16 protein-coding genes are annotated in these 17,878 nt (G+C 41.7%); 13 read left to right on the top strand and 3 right to left on the bottom strand.

The window, feature by feature from the left end:
• The first annotated feature begins 174 nt into the window (after positions 1 to 174).
• The 12 genes from polA (at position 175) to ACYQ3L_RS01330 (ending at position 14,734) form a co-directional block, all read left to right on the top strand.
• Positions 175 to 2,970, top strand: a complete 2,796-nt coding sequence (gene polA, locus ACYQ3L_RS01385; RefSeq protein WP_379998226.1) for a DNA polymerase I — start codon at positions 175 to 177, stop codon at positions 2,968 to 2,970.
• A 20-nt stretch (positions 2,971 to 2,990) separates the two neighbouring features.
• Positions 2,991 to 4,724 carry a hypothetical protein gene (locus ACYQ3L_RS01380; protein ID WP_379998228.1) on the top strand — a complete coding sequence of 578 codons (1,734 nt, stop codon included), beginning with the start codon at positions 2,991 to 2,993 and terminating at the stop codon, positions 4,722 to 4,724.
• Positions 4,696 to 6,396 (top strand): hypothetical protein, encoded by a 1,701-nt coding sequence (locus tag ACYQ3L_RS01375; RefSeq protein ID WP_379998230.1) that lies wholly within the window; start codon positions 4,696 to 4,698, stop codon positions 6,394 to 6,396. The genes ACYQ3L_RS01380 and ACYQ3L_RS01375 overlap by 29 nt, the downstream gene beginning before the upstream one ends.
• Positions 6,393 to 8,081 (top strand): 6-pyruvoyl-tetrahydropterin synthase-related protein, encoded by a 1,689-nt coding sequence (locus ACYQ3L_RS01370; RefSeq protein ID WP_379998232.1) that lies wholly within the window; start codon positions 6,393 to 6,395, stop codon positions 8,079 to 8,081. The genes ACYQ3L_RS01375 and ACYQ3L_RS01370 overlap by 4 nt, the downstream gene beginning before the upstream one ends.
• On the top strand, positions 8,078 to 9,775 hold the full coding sequence (locus tag ACYQ3L_RS01365; RefSeq protein WP_379998235.1) for a YfhO family protein: 1,698 nt from the start codon (positions 8,078 to 8,080) through the stop codon (positions 9,773 to 9,775). Before ACYQ3L_RS01370 ends, ACYQ3L_RS01365 begins: the two co-directional genes overlap by 4 nt.
• A 3-nt stretch (positions 9,776 to 9,778) precedes the next feature.
• A complete protein-coding gene (locus ACYQ3L_RS01360) occupies positions 9,779 to 11,464 on the top strand; it encodes a hypothetical protein (RefSeq protein WP_379998237.1) in 1,686 nt (561 codons plus the stop codon).
• Complete coding sequence (locus ACYQ3L_RS01355) at positions 11,464 to 11,673, top strand: hypothetical protein (protein ID WP_379998239.1); 210 nt, start codon at positions 11,464 to 11,466, stop codon at positions 11,671 to 11,673. The genes ACYQ3L_RS01360 and ACYQ3L_RS01355 overlap by 1 nt, the downstream gene beginning before the upstream one ends.
• The gene (locus ACYQ3L_RS01350) at positions 11,666 to 12,109 is read left to right on the top strand and encodes a YqaA family protein (protein WP_379998241.1); all 444 of its coding nucleotides are present in this window, start codon (positions 11,666 to 11,668) and stop codon (positions 12,107 to 12,109) included. The genes ACYQ3L_RS01355 and ACYQ3L_RS01350 overlap by 8 nt, the downstream gene beginning before the upstream one ends.
• A gap of 359 nt (positions 12,110 to 12,468) precedes the next feature.
• Entirely contained in the window at positions 12,469 to 12,831 is a 363-nt protein-coding gene (queD, locus tag ACYQ3L_RS01345) for a 6-carboxytetrahydropterin synthase QueD (protein ID WP_379998243.1), read from the top strand.
• Positions 12,812 to 13,393: a 7-carboxy-7-deazaguanine synthase QueE gene (locus tag ACYQ3L_RS01340; RefSeq protein ID WP_379998245.1), complete on the top strand. Its 582-nt coding sequence runs from the start codon at positions 12,812 to 12,814 to the stop codon at positions 13,391 to 13,393. Before queD ends, ACYQ3L_RS01340 begins: the two co-directional genes overlap by 20 nt.
• Before the next feature lie 5 nt (positions 13,394 to 13,398).
• On the top strand, positions 13,399 to 14,313 hold the full coding sequence (locus tag ACYQ3L_RS01335) for a ribonuclease Z (protein ID WP_379998247.1): 915 nt from the start codon (positions 13,399 to 13,401) through the stop codon (positions 14,311 to 14,313).
• Positions 14,314 to 14,392: 79 nt separating this feature from the next.
• Positions 14,393 to 14,734: a hypothetical protein gene (locus tag ACYQ3L_RS01330; RefSeq protein ID WP_321753887.1), complete on the top strand. Its 342-nt coding sequence runs from the start codon at positions 14,393 to 14,395 to the stop codon at positions 14,732 to 14,734.
• Between the two features lie 56 nt (positions 14,735 to 14,790).
• On the opposite strand, the gene ACYQ3L_RS01325 is transcribed toward ACYQ3L_RS01330, so the two are convergent.
• The 3 genes from ACYQ3L_RS01325 to ACYQ3L_RS01315 form a co-directional block, all read right to left on the bottom strand.
• Complete coding sequence (locus ACYQ3L_RS01325; RefSeq protein WP_459952252.1) at positions 14,791 to 15,177, bottom strand: hypothetical protein; 387 nt, start codon at positions 15,175 to 15,177, stop codon at positions 14,791 to 14,793.
• A 341-nt stretch (positions 15,178 to 15,518) separates the two neighbouring features.
• Positions 15,519 to 16,016 (bottom strand): outer membrane beta-barrel protein, encoded by a 498-nt coding sequence (locus ACYQ3L_RS01320; RefSeq protein ID WP_379998251.1) that lies wholly within the window; start codon positions 16,014 to 16,016, stop codon positions 15,519 to 15,521.
• A gap of 79 nt (positions 16,017 to 16,095) precedes the next feature.
• Entirely contained in the window at positions 16,096 to 16,632 is a 537-nt protein-coding gene (locus ACYQ3L_RS01315) for an HDIG domain-containing metalloprotein (protein ID WP_379998253.1), read from the bottom strand.
• 75 nt (positions 16,633 to 16,707) lie between these two features.
• Between ACYQ3L_RS01315 and ACYQ3L_RS01310 the strand changes: the two genes are divergently transcribed.
• On the top strand, positions 16,708 to 17,871 hold the full coding sequence (locus ACYQ3L_RS01310) for an exo-beta-N-acetylmuramidase NamZ family protein (protein ID WP_379998255.1): 1,164 nt from the start codon (positions 16,708 to 16,710) through the stop codon (positions 17,869 to 17,871).
• Positions 17,872 to 17,878: the final 7 nt, after the last annotated feature.

The raw sequence follows: 17,878 nt of genomic DNA, 5'->3' as shown, positions 1-17,878 counted from the left end.
TGTATTCGAATCTGTGTGCAAAGGTAATACTTTTTCAGTAAACGGCTAGCAGTCAACAATTCGTATCTCGTATAATTTTTCACTTTTCATTTTTCACTATCTTGTAACTTAAAAAAGACCTTTTGTAATTCGCTGCTTTTTCCGTAACTTGTCGCCAATTTTTAATTTATCCCGATGAAATTATTTCTATTAGACGCTTACGCATTAATATACCGTTCATATTATGCTTTTATCAAAAGCCCCAGAGTAAACTCGAAAGGGCAGAATACATCCGCGGTATTCGGATTTGTGAATACACTGGAAGAATTGCTTCGTAAGGAAAACCCGACGCATATAGCCGTTGCATTCGACCCGCCCGGCGGTACTTTCCGGCACGATGCCTACGAACATTACAAAGCTCAGCGGCTGGAAACACCCGAAGACATAAAAGCGGCAGTGCCTGTTATTAAGGAAATTATAGCCGCTTATAATATCAAGGAGCTGGAAGTCGCCCGCTATGAGGCGGATGATGTAATCGGCACAATTGCAAAGAAAGCCGAGAAAGAAAACTTCGATGTGTATATGATGACCCCCGACAAAGACTACGGGCAGCTAACCAGCGACCATATATTCATGTACAAGCCGAAGTTTGCAGGAACAGGATTCGACACGCTCGATGCTAAGGCAATCATGGAAAAGTATGAATTATCATCTCCCGGACAGATGATAGATTTACTCGGGCTAATGGGCGATGCCTCCGATAATATACCCGGATGTCCGGGTGTGGGGCCAAAAACCGCGCAGAAATTACTGGAGGAATATGGTACTATCGAAAACCTGCTTGAACATACTGCCGATCTGAAAGGCACACTGAAGTTAAGGTTGGAAGAAAACAAGGAGCAAATTATTTTCTCTAAATTCCTTGCAACCATCAAAACGGATGTTCCTATCGAATTCAATAAGAATGAGTTTAAACGTCAGGAAATCAACGCGGAGAAGCTCTCTGCCTTGTTTGAAGAACTGGAGTTCAGAACACTTATAAACCGTGTATTGAAAAAAGACGGCACTCCGGCAAATCCTGTGCGGATAACAACCACGCACGAAGCTATACAAGGCGATCTATTCGCGGAATTATTGCCACCAAAAGCCGAGTCGGCGGATACAGTCAACTATTCAGGATTGCAGGAACTGAAGGATATCCCACATACTTATCATTTAGTAGAAAAAGACGATGAAATCGCCAATTTAGCAAAAACAATAGCCTCACAACAATCTTGTTGCTTCGATACGGAAACCACAGGACTTGATCCGAATGTAAGCGAACTGGTGGGCATGTCGTTCGCCTTCAAAGAAGGAGAAGCCTACTATGTGCCTGTACCTGCGGACCTTGAAAAAGCAAAAGCCATTGTAGAGCAATTCAGGCCGTTTTTCGAGAATGGGGAAACAGAGAAAATCGGACAGAATATAAAATACGACATCATCGTATTGAAAAAGTATGGCATTCATGTGCGGGGCAGGCTCTTCGATACCATGATTGCCCATTACCTTATCAATCCGGAATTGCGTCATAATATGGATTATATGGCAGAGACTTACCTGAAATATAAAACCATCCATATCGACGAACTTATAGGTTCGAGGGGTAAAAACCAACTCAATATGCGTAGCCTGCGCCCCGATCAGATAAAGGACTATGCCTGTGAGGATGCCGATGTTACACTGAAATTGAAAGCAATACTGGAAAAAGCAATAGAAAAGCAGGATTTAGGTAAATTGTTATACGACATAGAATTACCATTGATCTACGTGCTTGCCGATATGGAATATACCGGTGTACGCCTCGATAAAGCGGCATTAGCCGAATACTCGAAAACGCTTACACTGGAATTGCAAGGGATAGAATCGGAAATATATAAAGCCGCCGAGCAGGAGTTTAATATCAATTCTGCCAAGCAGGTAGGTGAAGTTCTTTTCGATAAACTCAAGATTGTAGAAAAACCGAAAAAAACCAAAACGGGCCAGTATGTGACCAGTGAAGAAACACTGGAAAGCATGAAAGATGCCCATCCTATTGTAGGTAAGATCCTCGAATACCGTGGACTGAAAAAGCTGTTGAGTACATATATAGATGCTTTACCTCTGCTTGTAAGCCCGCTCGACGATAAGCTGCATACTTCTTATAACCAAACGGTAACCGCTACAGGGCGGTTAAGTTCGAGTAATCCGAACCTGCAAAATATACCAATCCGCGACGCGCAGGGGAAAGAAATACGCAAGGCATTCATTGCAGATGAGACGTGTATCTTCTTCTCTGCCGACTATTCGCAGATCGAACTCCGCATAATGGCACACCTGAGCCAGGACCCTACAATGATCGATGCGTTCAACAGCGGAGAGGATATTCACGCCGCTACTGCTGCCAAAATATATAAGATCCCGATCAGTGAAGTAACAGGCGATATGCGCCGGAAAGCCAAGACTGCAAATTTCGGTATCATTTATGGCATATCGGTTTTCGGATTAGCGGAACGCTTATCTATCCCTCGCGGAGAGGCCAAAGAATTGATAGACGGCTATTTTGCTACTTACCCGAAAGTAAAGGAATATATGGATAAGAGTATATCCGTAGCCCGTACCAATAATTATGTGGAAACTGTTTTCGGCCGTAAACGCTATCTGCCGGACATCAATTCACGCAACACGACCGTACGCGGATATGCCGAGCGAAACGCGATAAACGCGCCTATACAAGGAAGTGCAGCCGATATTATCAAAGTGGCGATGAACCGCATATTCGACCGTTTCGAACGGGAAAATATTAAATCGAAAATGATCCTGCAAGTACATGACGAGTTGAACTTCAATGTGGAAAGCAATGAATTGGATAAAGTGCGGAAAGTGGTAATAGAGGAAATGGAAAATGCTTATAAACTGGTCGTTCCATTGAAAGCTGATTGTGGAAAAGGGAAAAACTGGCTGGAGGCGCATTAATTACAAATAGTGTCTGATGCATGAATATCGATAACCTATCGGGGGGAATACAATCGAATAAGAAAAGCCAATACTACATATTTTTTGTGGTTTTGGTTTTTCTCACCTTATTTATGATGTTTTGCTTCGGTTCGTCCTCTTCCGGTTCCGGTTTCGATTTCAGCTTTCATTACAGGCGGTTGTACACATTGATTGACGCATTAGAACATGGAGTTTATCCTTCGTTCTATGTCGATTTCGCCAATGTGGATGGATACGGCTATTTTACCAAAGGATTCTATTCCGATGTCATCATGGTTCCCTTTGCCTTTGTCGGCACCTTTACAAGCGTGTATTTCGCTTATGACGTGATGGTATTTACCATGACGATATTGTGCGGCGTATTTATGTATCACACAGTCAGTGTCGTTTATAAAAGCTCATATACCGCATCCATAGCAGCGATACTTTATACCTTTGCCGTTTACCGCCTGTACGATTTCTATCAGCGGGGGGCACTCGCCGAGGCCCTGTCTTTTACATTCCTGCCAATTGTCTTTCTCGGTGTTTACTATATCATAAAAGGAGATTACAGGAGGAAATGGTATGTGCTTGCCACCGGATACAGCCTGCTTATTTATACCCATACCATAGCATCGGTGCTGATGTTTGTAACATTACTTGTCTTATTGATAATCTATTCCAGATCATTGATCAAAGAACAGAAACGCCTGATATATCTCCTATTAGCCGGTATAGTCACAATTTTTGTCACATCTTACTATACCTTCCCTATGCTGGAACAATTGTCGTCCAACTCCTTTTACCTCGATTCGCGTAGTCCGGGAGGAGGGGCAGGATACGGCAAAGTAGGTTTTGATTATATTTTATGGGGATTTATAAGCGGAATAGCCTATCCTGACAGGGAATTATGGACAGGGACAGGTATCCTGCTTACACTGCTCCTGTTCTTTCGCTTTTTCATAAAAAGAAAAAAGGATGATAAGTTGAGAAGTGCGGATATAGGTGTAATAATAGGAATATGCTTTATCATAGCCATTTCCCGGATTTTCCCGTGGGGAAGGTTTCCGTTCAGCCTGCTCTCTTTTATACAATATCCGTGGCGGTTATATGAATTTGTATCTTATTTCTTTGCCATAGCAGGGGCATACTATCTGTCTTCGGTAATTATCAAGGACAGGCAGCGGTTAGTGGTAGCGGCTATTATTGTTCTTGCAGTAATGGCAACCACATATATGCAGAGCGAGAACTATAAATCTATCGATTCGTCGAAAGACCTACCCGCCAGTGTAAAAGCATTAGCGTTAGAACCTACCTATGAGAATGGATATAACCTCATCGGGCGCGAATATCTGCCGTCTGCATTGGAAGATATCCATTATGTCCATAGCAGAGGTGAGAAAGTGGAAGGGATGAACGACAGCACCCAAATAAGTAATCTGAGGAGAGAATATAATACGGTTGTATTTAATGTTTCGTTAAATAAACCCGACACCCTGACCCTTCCGTTACTCTACTATCTTGGCTATATGGCTACCCTCGATGGGGAAAAGTTGGACGTAATGCAAGGCGACATGGCCTTTGTGAATGTACCGGTAACCCGGTCGGGTGAAGTAAGAGCCTGGTATGGAGGAACAACGATTCAGAGAATAAGTTTATACATATCTCTGATAAGTGTATTATCTTTGTGTGTTTATATAACTTTACTAAACAGAAAAAAGAAAAATGGACTGGTTCAGCCGCATCCCCGATAATATTGCAGCAAATAAGAAAAGCCACTTCTGGCTGTTCTTCATCTTGTTGGTGTTCCTGTCACTGACAATGATGTATTTATATCAGCCGCTTTGTCCCGGGCAGGATTTCTTTTTTCATTACAGACGGTTACAGGCATTGATGGATGGAATGAAAACAAGCCCCCTGCTTATTTACCTCGACTATAACGCTATCGATGGATACGGTTATTTTACAAAAGCATTCTATCCTGATTTTGTACTGATTCCTTTTGCGTTTATCGGCAACCTGACAAACCTCGAGTTTGCTTATCAGGTTATGGTATTTACAATGACGGTCTTATGCGGGGTATTCACATATATCACTGTAAATCGTATTTATAAAAAACCGTTTGCCGCCGCAATAGCAGCTTTGCTATATACCTTCTGCGTATACCGGTTACTGGATTTGTATCACCGGGCGGCACTGGGGGAAACGCTTACATTCACATTTATCCCCGTAGTCTTTCTGGGGCTATATCACATTATCAAGGGAGATTATAAGAAATGGTATATTCTGGCAATAGGCTTCAGCCTGATGATTTTCACTCATCTGATATCTTCTGTGCTGATGTTCTTCACCTTGCTGATCCTCCTTCTTGTCTACTACAAACCGCTCATTAAAGACCCAAAACGGTTACTATATCTCCTGGTGGCAGGCATTGCTACTTTGGTCATCACATCTTATTACTTTTTTCCGATGCTGGAACAGGCGATAACCGCCACATTTTATTACGAAAGCCGTGAACTGACCATCAAAACGCAGGATTCGGCCCTGCCGTTCCATTGGATTATCTGGGGCATGTTTACGGGGGTTGTTATACCGGCGCAGGCCTTCATTCCGGGGGTGGGTTTTTTGCTTACGGTCGCGGTCGGGTTAAGATTGTTCGTTTATGGGAAATCATCCGCATTGCGGAGTGTGGATGTAGGTGTTGTTATAGGATTGGTCTATATTATAGCTTCTTCCCCTCTGTTTCCTTGGTCTGTTTTCCCGTTCAATAAACTGAACTTTATACAGATGGCTTGGAGGCTGTTCGAGTTCACAAGTTTCTTTTTTGCCGTTGCCGGAGGATATTATCTGTCATTGATACTAAAGTCGAACAAGCGCAAATTCGCGGCAGGATGGATAGTTGTGATATTATTGGTATTTGTTATGGTCAACGATGCCAGATCGTATGAAATGTACCGCTGCGGGCGTCCCATTACCCAAGTGGCAGCCTTCAATAACGACTATCATTTGGGGGGGTTGGAATATGTCCCTTCGGCAGTGCCTTCGATTGAATATCTACATCAGCGTGGGGATAGTATCGGTACTCTTTATGGGGGAACAAGCATTGCAAATTTCAGAAGAATAAAAGGCGTCACTTCTTTTGATGTAAATGCCACAGGCAATATAGGGAGCGAAACACTGGAGCTTCCGTTGATATATTACAAAGGTTATGTAGTTAAACAAGATAATAAGGAAATACCGCCCGTTGCCGAAAGTAAAAACGGGCTGGTGGAAATTCTTATCGATAAACCCGGACATATAACCGTTTACTATGGAGGTACACCGGTTCAGAAACTGAGCTGGATAATAACATTACTCAGTATCCTCGGCCTGTGTGCCTATATTTTCTTATCTAAAAAAGAAAGAAGAAATAAAAACAGCAGATGAATAACGCAACCGACATAAAGACAGACAGTAGATATCCCTTCCGGGTATTTCTGTCCTTATTATTCATCTTATCCCTGTTTATGGTGTGCTGGTTCGGGCCGGTATCGGTATATGCGGGGCACGACTATTTCTTCAATACCGGGCGATTCGATGTATTAATCCAGGCATTGAAAGCGGGTGATTATCCTATTTATATAGATTACAACGCTCTGGAGGGTTACGGCTATTTCACCAAAGGGTTTTATCCGGACCTTATTGTATTGCCGTTTGCGGCGTTAGGCATCCTTACAGGGACAGTTGCAGCTTATAATGTAATGATTTTCACCATGACATTCCTATGCGGACTATTTACATATATAGCGGTGGACAGGGTATTCAGGAATCCGTTCGCAGCATCGGCCGGCGCGATTCTGTATACATTTTCGGCTTATCATCTTTTCGACTGGTATAACCGTGCGGCTCTGGGCGAATCGCTTTCATTCACGTTTCTGCCCATTATATTCCTCGGGCTTTACCACATCATAAAGGGTGATTGCAGAAAATGGTATTTGTTGACAATCGGATACAGCCTGCTTATTTACACACATCTGCTATCATCGTTCCTTACCTTTATTACCCTTACCCTTATTGTCATCATCTGCTATAAACCACTGGTAAAAGAACCCAAGCGGATAGGCTACTTAGCATTGGCGGCAATAATTACCTTACCTATCGTTAGCAGCTATATACTGACATTGCTGGAACAAATGGCTTCCAATACATTCTATTACAGCACAAAAGAAAACATAACAGGGCAAACCAAACTCTATATGCAGGACCTCGGCTGGGGATTCCTCAGCGGAATATTATATCCCAAAACTGAAAATATGGCCGGTACAGGCCCGCTGCTTATACTACTTGTACTGTTGAGATTGTTTATAAAAGAGAAGAGCCCGGCTATCAGAATTGCTGATTTTTGTCTTTTAACCGGGATTATCTTGCTTGTCATTGCTTCTGCTGTTTTCCCTTGGGGACGGCTGCCTCTCGGATTCATCCAGTTTCCGTGGAGGTTGTATGAGTTTATTATATTTTTCTTTGCTGTTGGCGGGGCATATTACCTATCTGCGATAGTGAGAACTAAAAAACACAAAATTGCTGCGGGAAGCGTGATTGTACTTTTTACTCTCATCACCTTTGTTGTAAACAACAACAATTATAAATACTGGCAGTCACTGGCCTTCAGTGAGGCTCCGCATTGGTTCACAGGAATCGCCTCGGTAGACAATGAGTATTATCTGGGCGGACTGGAGTATCTTCCCGTAAAAGTGCCGTCATACCGTTATATACATGAGAGAGGGGATACGGTTATATCGGAAAATAAGGAAACTCTTATCTCTAATTTTACACGGAAAGAAGGTATTGCCTCATTTGATGTGAAGACAGGCAATCCTGATAAGTTGGAACTGCCTCTTGTTTATTACAAAGGATACCAGGCTGCTTATTCAGGCGGAAAAAGGGGAATACCCGTCACCGAAAGTGAAAACGGATTGGTGCAGATTGAAATTGATAAATCCGGGAGAATTGAGGTCGGCTATACACCCACGGCCACGCAACAGTATAGCTGGTATATTTCCCTATCAAGTACTATAGGGCTGATGATATATATCTTTATTTCCAAGCGTAAACGGAGTAATGCAAAGAAATGATGAATACAATAAATAGTCTTATAGCAGCCATAGCAGTGAACAGGAAATATCATTTCTTGATTTTCTTCGCTGTATTGCTGCTCCTTTCAGCATATATGACGAGGGTATTCGGTGCTGTGTATGAGCATCCGGGCTATGATTATTACTTTCATCTGAAACGTTTCGAAGCGCTTATTGCCGCGCTTCGTGAAGGAACTTTCCCTCATTACATAGATTATGCCGCTGCGCTGAATTACGGCTATTTGAGTAAAGTTTTCTATTCCGATGTGGTATTGATTCCTTTTGCTGCATTGGGCATTCTTATAGGTACGTACAATGCATTTGAAGTGATGCTGTTTGTGATGACCATCCTCTGCGGGACAATCATGTATTCGGTGGTGAGGACGATATATAAGAGTTCATTTGCCGCTTTTTTGTCCGGGATACTCTATACATTCTCCGTTTACCGTTTTTATGATATTTACAATCGGGGAGCCCTGGGAGAAGTCTTTGCCTTTACCTTTATTCCCCTGGTATTTCTGGGGCTTTACCATATTATCAAAGGCGATTACAGGAAATGGTATGTTATTGCCATCGGTTTCAGCCTGCTTATCTTCTCGCACGTGATTTCTACGGTTCTCACATTCATTACGGTGGTAATAGTTCTTATTTTCTATCACAAATCATTGATAAAAGAGCCGAAAAGGCTGGCCTGCCTGGTTCTGGCCGGAATTGTCACCTTAGCCATTACGGCAGTCTATATATTTCCCCTTCTGGAACAAATGCAGGCAAACACATACCGCTATGAGACGAATGACTGGACGCTGCCTGCCAATGCCAAGATCCCCTTCGGTTATGTTTTCTGGGGATTGATATGCGGATTTTATTATCCGGATGATATAACGATAGTGGGTATCGGTATCCTGCTTACTGCGGTTGTTCCTCTTCGTTTCTTTGTCAGGGGGAAACCGGAAATGCTCAGGAGTGCAGATACCGGGTTGCTTATCGGATTGTTCTATATTTTTGCATCTTCGAAACTGTTTCCGTGGGGACGGTTTCCGTTCACTTTGCTGTCTTTCATCCAGTATCCGGGCAGGTTGTATTTGCTGGTTACTTTTTTCTTCGCCATTGCGGCGGGTTATTACCTGTCGAGGATATTTATAAAAGAAAAAGGACGTTTTATCGTCGCTTTAGCTGTTATTCTGTGTACTGCCGCGGTGATATATATGCACAATGACAATTTCAGAATTATGCATATTCACCATATCGGGCAAACCAACGAAAAGCCTGATGCCAGCAATTTTTTCTACCTGAATGGAGCCGAATATGTTCCCGATAAAGCGGAATCTGCCTATTATATTCTTCTCAGGGGCGACAGTATCGCCTCCATGAACGGGAATACAACGATTGAAAGCCATAGCCGTGACAAGCGCATACTAAATATCGAAATAAATACCCAAAGCGCGGATTCACTTGAACTCCCGCTTCTATATTACAAAGGTTACGCAGCATTGCTGAACAACAAAGAGTTACCAATTACCCAAAGCACACACGGGCTTATACAGATACCTGTGAACGAAACAGGTGATGTGAAAGTATATTACGATGGTACAATTATTCAAAAAGTGAGTTTTTATATATCTGTCGTAAGTATTATAGCATTATTTGTTTTCATATTTTTATTTTTAAAAAAAGATAGTAAACAAAAAGAATAATATATGTTTCCCTTGGTTCCGGATAAGAAATATCATTTCTGGATATTCCTGCTGATACTTTTGTACCTCTTGTTTTTGATGACGATCGTGTATGGTCGGTCTTTTGTGGGAGGAGATGATTATTTTTTTCATAACGCACGCTTCGAAGCATTGATGCAGGGGCTTCAGGATGGTATATTTCCTTCATATATCGATTATAAAGGCTTGTATAATTACGGATATCTGGTAAAACCGTTCTATTCTGACTTTATCCTGATCCCTTTTGCTGTTCTGGCCATCTTTACCGGTAAATCGTTTGCTTATCTGTCCCTCTTTTTTTCGATGACATTCTTATGTGGTATTTTCATGTATATCTTTATCCGGAAGGTATATAAGGACGGGTATGCGGCAGTTTTGGGTTCGTTATTATATACTTTTTGCCTTTATCGTCTTTATGATTTATATCATAGGGCGGCATGGGGTGAGGCATTTTCATTTACCTTTTTACCGGTCGTTTTTCTCGGCCTTTATTATATCATCAAGGGCGATTACCGGAAATGGTATGTTATCGCTATCGGTTTTTCGCTGATGATCTTTACGCATGTACTTTCTTCTCTGTTGTTATTTATTACAGTATGCATCATATTGGTAATTTATAACAGAAGCCTGTTGAAAGAACCTAAGCGGCTTTATTATCTGGTTTTGGCCGGAGCAGTCACAATTATAATGACGGGCTACTACCTGTTCCCTTTTTTTGAGCAGGTATTATCCAATACATTTTATTTTGGGAAATTCACATATTTACCATATACCACAGCGCAGAGCCTGCTTGATTTTCCCGCCATACTGTACGGTATGATTGCAGGGTTCACAACAGGAAGCCAATCCGTAGGAGTGGGGTTGTTGCTTTTACTGCCATTGTGTTTCCGCTTCTTTGTCAGAAGTAAAGACAAAGAGTCTGCAAAATATTTAAGAAGTATCGACACCGGGGTCATTATCGGTATTTTTTATATCCTTCTTACTTCCGGTCTGGCTCCCTGGACTAAGTTCCCTCTTTCGTATCTAAGCTTTATCCAGTTCCCGTGGCGGTTATATGAGTTTGTCTGTTTTTTCTTTGCCCTGGCCGGAGGATATTATTTATGCTTATTATGTAAGGGAAGGGGCAGTAAGATTGCTGTATTGTCGGCACTGATTATTCTACTATCCGTGGTTGTTGTCATTGATGCTTCTTCGTATAAAGAAATGAAAGTTCGTCCCCGCTTATCCGGTACCGGACTGAACGAAACAACCCACTATGCTATGGCCGGAATGGAATATTATCCTGCTGCAATGCCGTTTCCCGATCCTTTTATACGCGATCGCGGAGACAGCGTTATATCACAGACCCGTAAAACGGCAATTACGGCTTTCGTACGGAATAGAAATATTACGGCATTTAATGTAAATGTGGAAATGAAAGACAGCCTTGAACTCCCGTTGATATATTATAAGGGCTATGCGGCTGCCCTGAACGGAAAGGATATCCCTGTTGCCGGTAGTCGTAATGGGCTAGTACAAATTCCGGTAGATCAGACAGGTAGGGTGGAAGTCTTTTATAAAGGAACTTTAATACAAATGCTCGGTTTTTATACAACCATTCTCGCTATATTTGCATTATGTATTTATATTTTTATACAAAGAAGAAAGAAACCATTTAAAAATTTAAAGTAATGCAATATTCAAACTGGGATTACATATACGCTGTTTTCATGCTCATCTTCGGTATCTTTATGATTATCAGCCCGCGTTCACTCATGCGTAAGGCGAGGTATGACGAAGAAAGCCTGAAAACTGAATCGTGGGTAAAAAAAGCAGGAATAGGTTTATGTGTAATGGCACCTCTTTTTGCCTTCTTCATATATTATAAAATACATGCTTGACGGATTTGTCGAATATGGCTATATAGGTCTTTTTCTGGCATCTTTTCTGGCGGCTACTATTTTGCCATTCGGGTCGGAATTTGTCTTTGCCGGACTACTAGCTATGGGGATGAATGCGTGGGGATGTGTCATTGTAGCCTCGGTAGGCAACTGGCTGGGAGGTATGACAAACTATTATCTCGGTCGTCTGGGGAAAATAGAATGGATAGAAAAGTATCTGAAAGTAGACCGGGGCAAGATAGAAAAAATGCAGCAATGGCTCGAAGGCAAAGGTGCAATTATGGCCTTTTTCAGTTTTATGCCTGTTGTGGGAGACATTATCGCACTGGCTTTGGGGTATATGCGGGCAAATGTGTATATTGTCAATATAGCGATGTTCTCCGGTAAATTGTTACGGTATATATTGATTATGTATAGTGTAAGCTGGATTATATGATGGTATAGTCAAGATGATTCCGGTGTATATTTATTGAGAAAGTTTATCTATATGGTAAGCTAGCTATTAGCTTTTAGCTTATAGCTCTTTGAATAAATGGGAAGGATTTAAAGATTCAATGTTTAAGAATTCATTAATTAAAATGCGTAAAAGCTGTCACTTTTGTTACTTTTTAAGAAAGTTACGAGTTACTTCGCCCTTTGGGCAGTTACGAGTTACAAGTAAACAAGATACGAGTAAACAAGACACAAGATACAAGTTGTTAACTGATGACTGTTTACTGCTAACTGTAAAAAGTGTCAGTTTTGTCAGGTTTTAACAAAAGAATATATATCCGGAATGGAATAGAATAATAATATATGTATAAAATAAGTAAACAATTTTCGTTTTCCGCCTCACATATACTGGAAGGCCTCCCTCCCGCACATCCTTGTTCGAGGCTGCACGGGCACAATTATGTGATTACGGTACATTTGCGGGCAAAAGAATTGAATAATGTCGGTTTTATTAAGGATTACAGAGAACTCGATAGTGTGAAACGGTATATAGACGGCACGCTCGATCACAGGCATCTCAATGATGTATTACCATTTAACCCGACAGCCGAGAACATGGTAAAGTATCTGTATGATATTTTCAAGAAGGACATTCCCGAACTATATGCAGTAGAAGTATCCGAAACTCCTAAAACAACAGCCATCTATGAAGTTGATAGTGAATGAGATATTTTACTCTTTGCAAGGTGAAGGGGGGCGGGTAGGAGAGGCGTCCGTGTTTATAAGGCTTACAAAATGTAATCTGGCCTGCAGTTTCTGCGATACGGATTTTGCCGATGGAGAAGAAATGAGTATAGACGAGATACTGGAGGCTATCAGTGTTTATCCGTGCAAATGGATCATATGGACCGGTGGCGAGCCTACAATCCAACTGAAGGATGAACATCTGGCTGTTTTCCGTGAACACGGGTATAAGCAGGCAATAGAGACAAATGGTACGCGAAGGGTGCCTTCATTGATAGATTATATCACCTGTAGCCCTAAGCAGGACTATGAGACAATAAAGAGCCGGATTCCTTTTGTCCATGAGATTCGCATGCCTGTACAGGCCGGAGACCCGGTACCGGATATTTCGGTATTCCCGCAGGCCGATAACTATTTTCTGAGTCCGGTCTTTGACGCGGATAAAATCAATCCGGAGAATGTCGCCTATTGTGTGGAACTCATAAAACAGCATCCCCGTTGGCGGCTCAGCTTGCAAACACACAAACTGATACATATTGAATAGAAAGAATGGAAAAGTTTGAACTGGATATACTGGGTTGTGGCTCTGCTACACCTACAACCTTACATAATCCTTCATCACAGGTACTGAATATCAGGGAAAAATTATTTATGATAGATTGCGGAGAGGGGACTCAACTGCAATTCAGGCGGAATAAACTGCGTTTTGGACGTTTAAATCATATATTTATCTCGCACCTGCACGGAGACCACTGTTTTGGTCTGATCGGGCTGATCTCTACATTGGGGCTTCTGGGAAGAACAGGCGCCCTTGTCATACATACTGTTGCCGGGCTGGAAAATACGCTTCGCCCCGAAATAGATTTCTTTTGCAAGGACAATCCTTTCGAGGTCAAAGTGGAAGTGTTCAATCCGAAAGTAAGCGAAGTGATTTACGAAGACAGGTCTGTTTCCGTGAAAACGATACCTCTTCTGCACAGAATCCCCTGTGCCGGATTTCTTTTTCAGGAGAAGCAGAAAGAGGCGCATTTGCTGCCGGATATGATCAGGTTTTATAATATACCGGTCAGGGAACTGGCTAAAATAAAGCAGGGAGCTGATTTTGTAACGGAAGACGGCAAGATTGTCCCTCACGGAAGGCTGACGATTCCTGCCGGGCCTCCGCGTTCATATGCTTACTGTTCCGATACGGCTTATAGTGAGAAGATTATTCCTGTCATAGAAGGAGTAGACCTGCTTTATCATGAGGCCACGTTTGCTGATACGGATAAGGCACGGGCTAAAGAGACAGGCCATTCGACTGCCAGGCAGGCTGCGCAAATAGCAAAGATGGCAAATGTGAAGAAACTGATGCTGGGACATTTTTCGGCACGGTATCCCGATAATAATATTTTACTGGAAGAAGCCAGTGAGGTCTTTCCGAACACTGTACTGGCCAACGAAGGACTTCGTGAAAAATTGTGAAAGGCTTCATTTTTTTTCATTTTTTTATTCTTTTATAAGGTTTAATACTTACATTTGTGAATATTAGGAATAATAGATAATGGTAAATTTGAGAAACATACTATTCCTTATACTGTTTGGTGGAGCCACTTTCTCTGCGAATGCGGGAGAAATGGATTTTCCGTCGAATATTTTTGCGTCCGAACCTCAACAGACTACAGATAAAACGATGAATCTGATTGTTGAAGTGAATGGTGGTACAGTCAGGATTCCATTGGAAAATGTACCTACCTCGGGTTACCTTGAGGTGTATAGTATTCTCGGAGTAAAAGTCACCAGTGTCAACCTGAAAACATGTATTGGTACTTGTCCTCTCGAACTGCCCAAAGGGCTTTATATAATAAAGGCAGGAAAAGTAGCACAGAAGATTGTTGTCAGGTAACGATTATATAATGGAGAAAGCCGTTCGGAAGAATGTTTTTTTTATTTAATGTGTTCTTATTTAGAGAGAGATACCTTTACTTCCATGATACCGCCCCATAGGTTGCCTGCCATCATGTTTTCATGAATGGATAGTTTATATATCCCGTCGGAAGATATACTGTAACTCAAATTCTGGCCGAAAGGGCCATCCATACCTTTGTTAGGCAGTGTTATTTGCGAGAACCTGATATTGGCAAGTGAATCCGTCGAAAATAGCTGAGCTGTAATATTCTTATATCCTTTCGACTCGAATTCGATATGTATTGTCTGATTTTTCTTCTTCTGGATCATTACATCCCCTTTACCATTAACTATGTTCAGGCGGATAATCCCATTGCCGGAAGGAATCATAGCCGGGCTGCTCTCTATTTTCTTTATCGGGTTATTGATACTCGTTTCCATGCTGTCCTTCTTTGCTGGAGCAGAACATGCATATAATGATAAGCAAATTGCGAGTGCAGGTATGATTAGTTTGTCCATAATTAATTATAAAAGAATCTGAGTTATCAAAGGAATTAGAGTCTTTTTCGTCCCTAACGGAGTAAAACCGCTGCTGTCTTTTCTTGATGAGCGAACAGGGATACTTCTGTCGTCAGCAGGACAAAATATTTGATATAAAATGATCGTTCAAAACTATTATAGAATAACAAAGCTGAAATATCAATTGTTTGGAAATTCGCATAAAAAAGGATAATCTCGCCGAGATTACCCCTGGTAATATAGTCGATCCTTTTGGAGTCCTGTCAGAACTGATACATAAAGCCGACAGATATCACAAACTGTGAGTAGTTCTTGATGAAGGCTTCTTTTGCTTCAATCTGGATAAATGTGTTGTCGTCCAGGGAAACCTGTCCTCCGAAACCAAAGTTCAACCCGATGCGGTTATCTGAATACTTGGGACCATCGGAATCAGATCTGCCCGGATCATATGTCCAGCGGGTTAAATTCAGTCCGGCGAGAGGGTATAGGGATACGGTTTCTGAGGCACTGAAAACATAATGGCCGTCGGCATTGATACCGAATGCACTGAGATTGTGCCTGTCTATATAGTATTTATATTCGGCAGTTCCTCTCAGATGGCTGGTAAATCCGTATTGCGCCCGCAGGCCTATTCCTAATGATTCTACTTTCGAGCCATAATTGAGGCTTCCGGCAAATGAGAGCTTTCCGGTCTGGTCTTGCGATGAAGCTGTCGTTATTGCAGAGAAACAAATAGTTAAGATGATCAGAATTTTTTTCATAGACATTCTATTTGTGTGTTATTAATTGGTTTTGTAAGCAAAGATACGAATTTTTGAAAGAAGGTGGGGCGTGTTCTTATCAGAGGAATATTGCACACCATCTGTCGAATTGCCGGACAGACGCTTCTCCGAACTTGGACAGGCTTTGCCGCACTTTGTCTATCGGACGTTCTTCTCCCAAGCGGGTTTTGGAGAAGAAACAATCCGCGAAACATATCAGTTTTTCTTCAATGCTCACGGGACGCATATCTCTTTGAGGCAGAGGGAGTTTATTTTCTATGATTTCTTCAAGAGACAATCCTGTGCCGGTATGTCTTTCACAAACAAGCGCATGCAGGGGATAGCCCGACTTCTCTACAATTTCACGCCCGAGATATCCGTGTGCTAGATAAGGTTCTATTCCGAAGCACTTTATAGATGGCGCATTTGTCATAAAGATGCCGATGTCGTGAAGCATGCCTGCCTCACTTACAAACTTACTGTCGATATTCAGCTCCGGATGAGCTGCCGCTATGGATAGAGCCTTATTGGTTACATCGGTACTGTGTTCTATCAGGATATTGTATAAATCCGAGTTCTTTTTATAATATTTTTCGATTATAGCTAATGTATTCATGCAGTATCAGGTCTTTTTCTTATAAAAATAAGTAAGTTTGCAAAACGGCTTTTCGCTTTAAAAACAGTCAGATAAATGAAAAAGTTTTGTATATTTCTCCTTACACTTATAAGCCTCACTTCAAATATAACGGTTTTTACTCAAACACTGTCATTAGGTGCGGACAGGATTGATATTTTATTACCTGCTATCAAAGATAAAAAAATTGCTTTAATAGTAAATCAAACTTCAGTATTATCTAACGGGACGCATCTGTTGGATACACTTTTATCTCACAAGGTACGCATAATAAAGATCTTTGCACCCGAACATGGCTTCAGAGGGAATGCAGATGCGGGAGAAAAGATTGTGGATGGTAAAGATGCCAGGACCGGAACTCCTGTTATTTCCCTGTATGGAAAAAATTATAAACCGACGGCTGACCAGCTGAAAGATACGGATATACTTATTTTCGATATACAGGATGTAGGAGCGCGCTTTTATACATATATCAGTACAATGCATTATGTGATGGAAGCATGTGCCGAGAACGGGAAAGAATGTATTATTCTGGATCGTCCCAATCCGAACGACTATATCGACGGACCTGTTTTAGACCCAAAATATAAGTCATTCGTGGGTATGCATCCTATTCCGGTTTTGCATGGACTCACAGTGGGGGAATTGGCCCGGATGATAAACGGTGAAGGCTGGCTGAAAGGTGGGATAAAATCTGATCTGAAAGTGATTACAATGACGGGGTGGAAACACGGAACTTCGTATATTCTTCCCGTAAAGCCGTCGCCTAATCTGCCAAATCCTTGGGCAATAGGCTTATATCCATCTCTCTGTTTTTTTGAAGCTACAAATGTAAGTGTCGGGCGTGGCACTGATTTTCCTTTTCAGGTGGTGGGAGCTCCTGATCCGAAATATGGTAAATTTTCTTTTACTCCACGTCCGAATGATGGGAATAAAAGTCCGTTGAATGCAAATAAGGCCTGTTATGGCCTCGATTTGAGGAATTATGGATATCACCGGGGATTGGAATTGAAGTTCCTGATCGACTTTTATAAGAAATCGGGACAGGGTGCGGTATTTTTTACAAATCCTAAATTTATGGATTTGCTGGCAGGAACGAATGTGCTAAGATCGCAGATTATTAAGGGTATGCCGGCGGAGGATATTTATGAAACATGGCAAAAAGACCTTGCAAGGTACAGAACAATGCGGGAAAAGTATTTGTTGTATGCAGATGAATAACTACATC

It is taken from the genome of Dysgonomonas termitidis (genome assembly GCF_054657735.1).
Note: the sequence above shows the minus strand (reverse complement) of the source record. Positions and strands in the feature narration are given on the sequence as shown.

Excerpts from the sequence above, each read along its gene's own strand:
- polA (WP_379998226.1), top strand. The coding sequence starts at position 175 with ATGAAATTATTTCTATTAGACGCTTACGCATTAATATACCGTTCATAT.
- ACYQ3L_RS01380 (WP_379998228.1), top strand. The coding sequence starts at position 2,991 with ATGAATATCGATAACCTATCGGGGGGAATACAATCGAATAAGAAAAGC.
- ACYQ3L_RS01375 (WP_379998230.1), top strand. The coding sequence starts at position 4,696 with ATGGACTGGTTCAGCCGCATCCCCGATAATATTGCAGCAAATAAGAAA.
- ACYQ3L_RS01370 (WP_379998232.1), top strand. The coding sequence starts at position 6,393 with ATGAATAACGCAACCGACATAAAGACAGACAGTAGATATCCCTTCCGG.
- ACYQ3L_RS01365 (WP_379998235.1), top strand. The coding sequence starts at position 8,078 with ATGATGAATACAATAAATAGTCTTATAGCAGCCATAGCAGTGAACAGG.
- ACYQ3L_RS01360 (WP_379998237.1), top strand. The coding sequence starts at position 9,779 with ATGTTTCCCTTGGTTCCGGATAAGAAATATCATTTCTGGATATTCCTG.
- ACYQ3L_RS01355 (WP_379998239.1), top strand. The coding sequence starts at position 11,464 with ATGCAATATTCAAACTGGGATTACATATACGCTGTTTTCATGCTCATC.
- ACYQ3L_RS01350 (WP_379998241.1), top strand. The coding sequence starts at position 11,666 with ATGCTTGACGGATTTGTCGAATATGGCTATATAGGTCTTTTTCTGGCA.
- queD (WP_379998243.1), top strand. The coding sequence starts at position 12,469 with ATGTATAAAATAAGTAAACAATTTTCGTTTTCCGCCTCACATATACTG.
- ACYQ3L_RS01340 (WP_379998245.1), top strand. The coding sequence starts at position 12,812 with ATGAAGTTGATAGTGAATGAGATATTTTACTCTTTGCAAGGTGAAGGG.
- ACYQ3L_RS01335 (WP_379998247.1), top strand. The coding sequence starts at position 13,399 with ATGGAAAAGTTTGAACTGGATATACTGGGTTGTGGCTCTGCTACACCT.
- ACYQ3L_RS01330 (WP_321753887.1), top strand. The coding sequence starts at position 14,393 with ATGGTAAATTTGAGAAACATACTATTCCTTATACTGTTTGGTGGAGCC.
- ACYQ3L_RS01325 (WP_459952252.1), bottom strand. The coding sequence starts at position 15,177 with ATGGAAACGAGTATCAATAACCCGATAAAGAAAATAGAGAGCAGCCCG.
- ACYQ3L_RS01320 (WP_379998251.1), bottom strand. The coding sequence starts at position 16,016 with ATGAAAAAAATTCTGATCATCTTAACTATTTGTTTCTCTGCAATAACG.
- ACYQ3L_RS01315 (WP_379998253.1), bottom strand. The coding sequence starts at position 16,632 with ATGAATACATTAGCTATAATCGAAAAATATTATAAAAAGAACTCGGAT.
- ACYQ3L_RS01310 (WP_379998255.1), top strand. The coding sequence starts at position 16,708 with ATGAAAAAGTTTTGTATATTTCTCCTTACACTTATAAGCCTCACTTCA.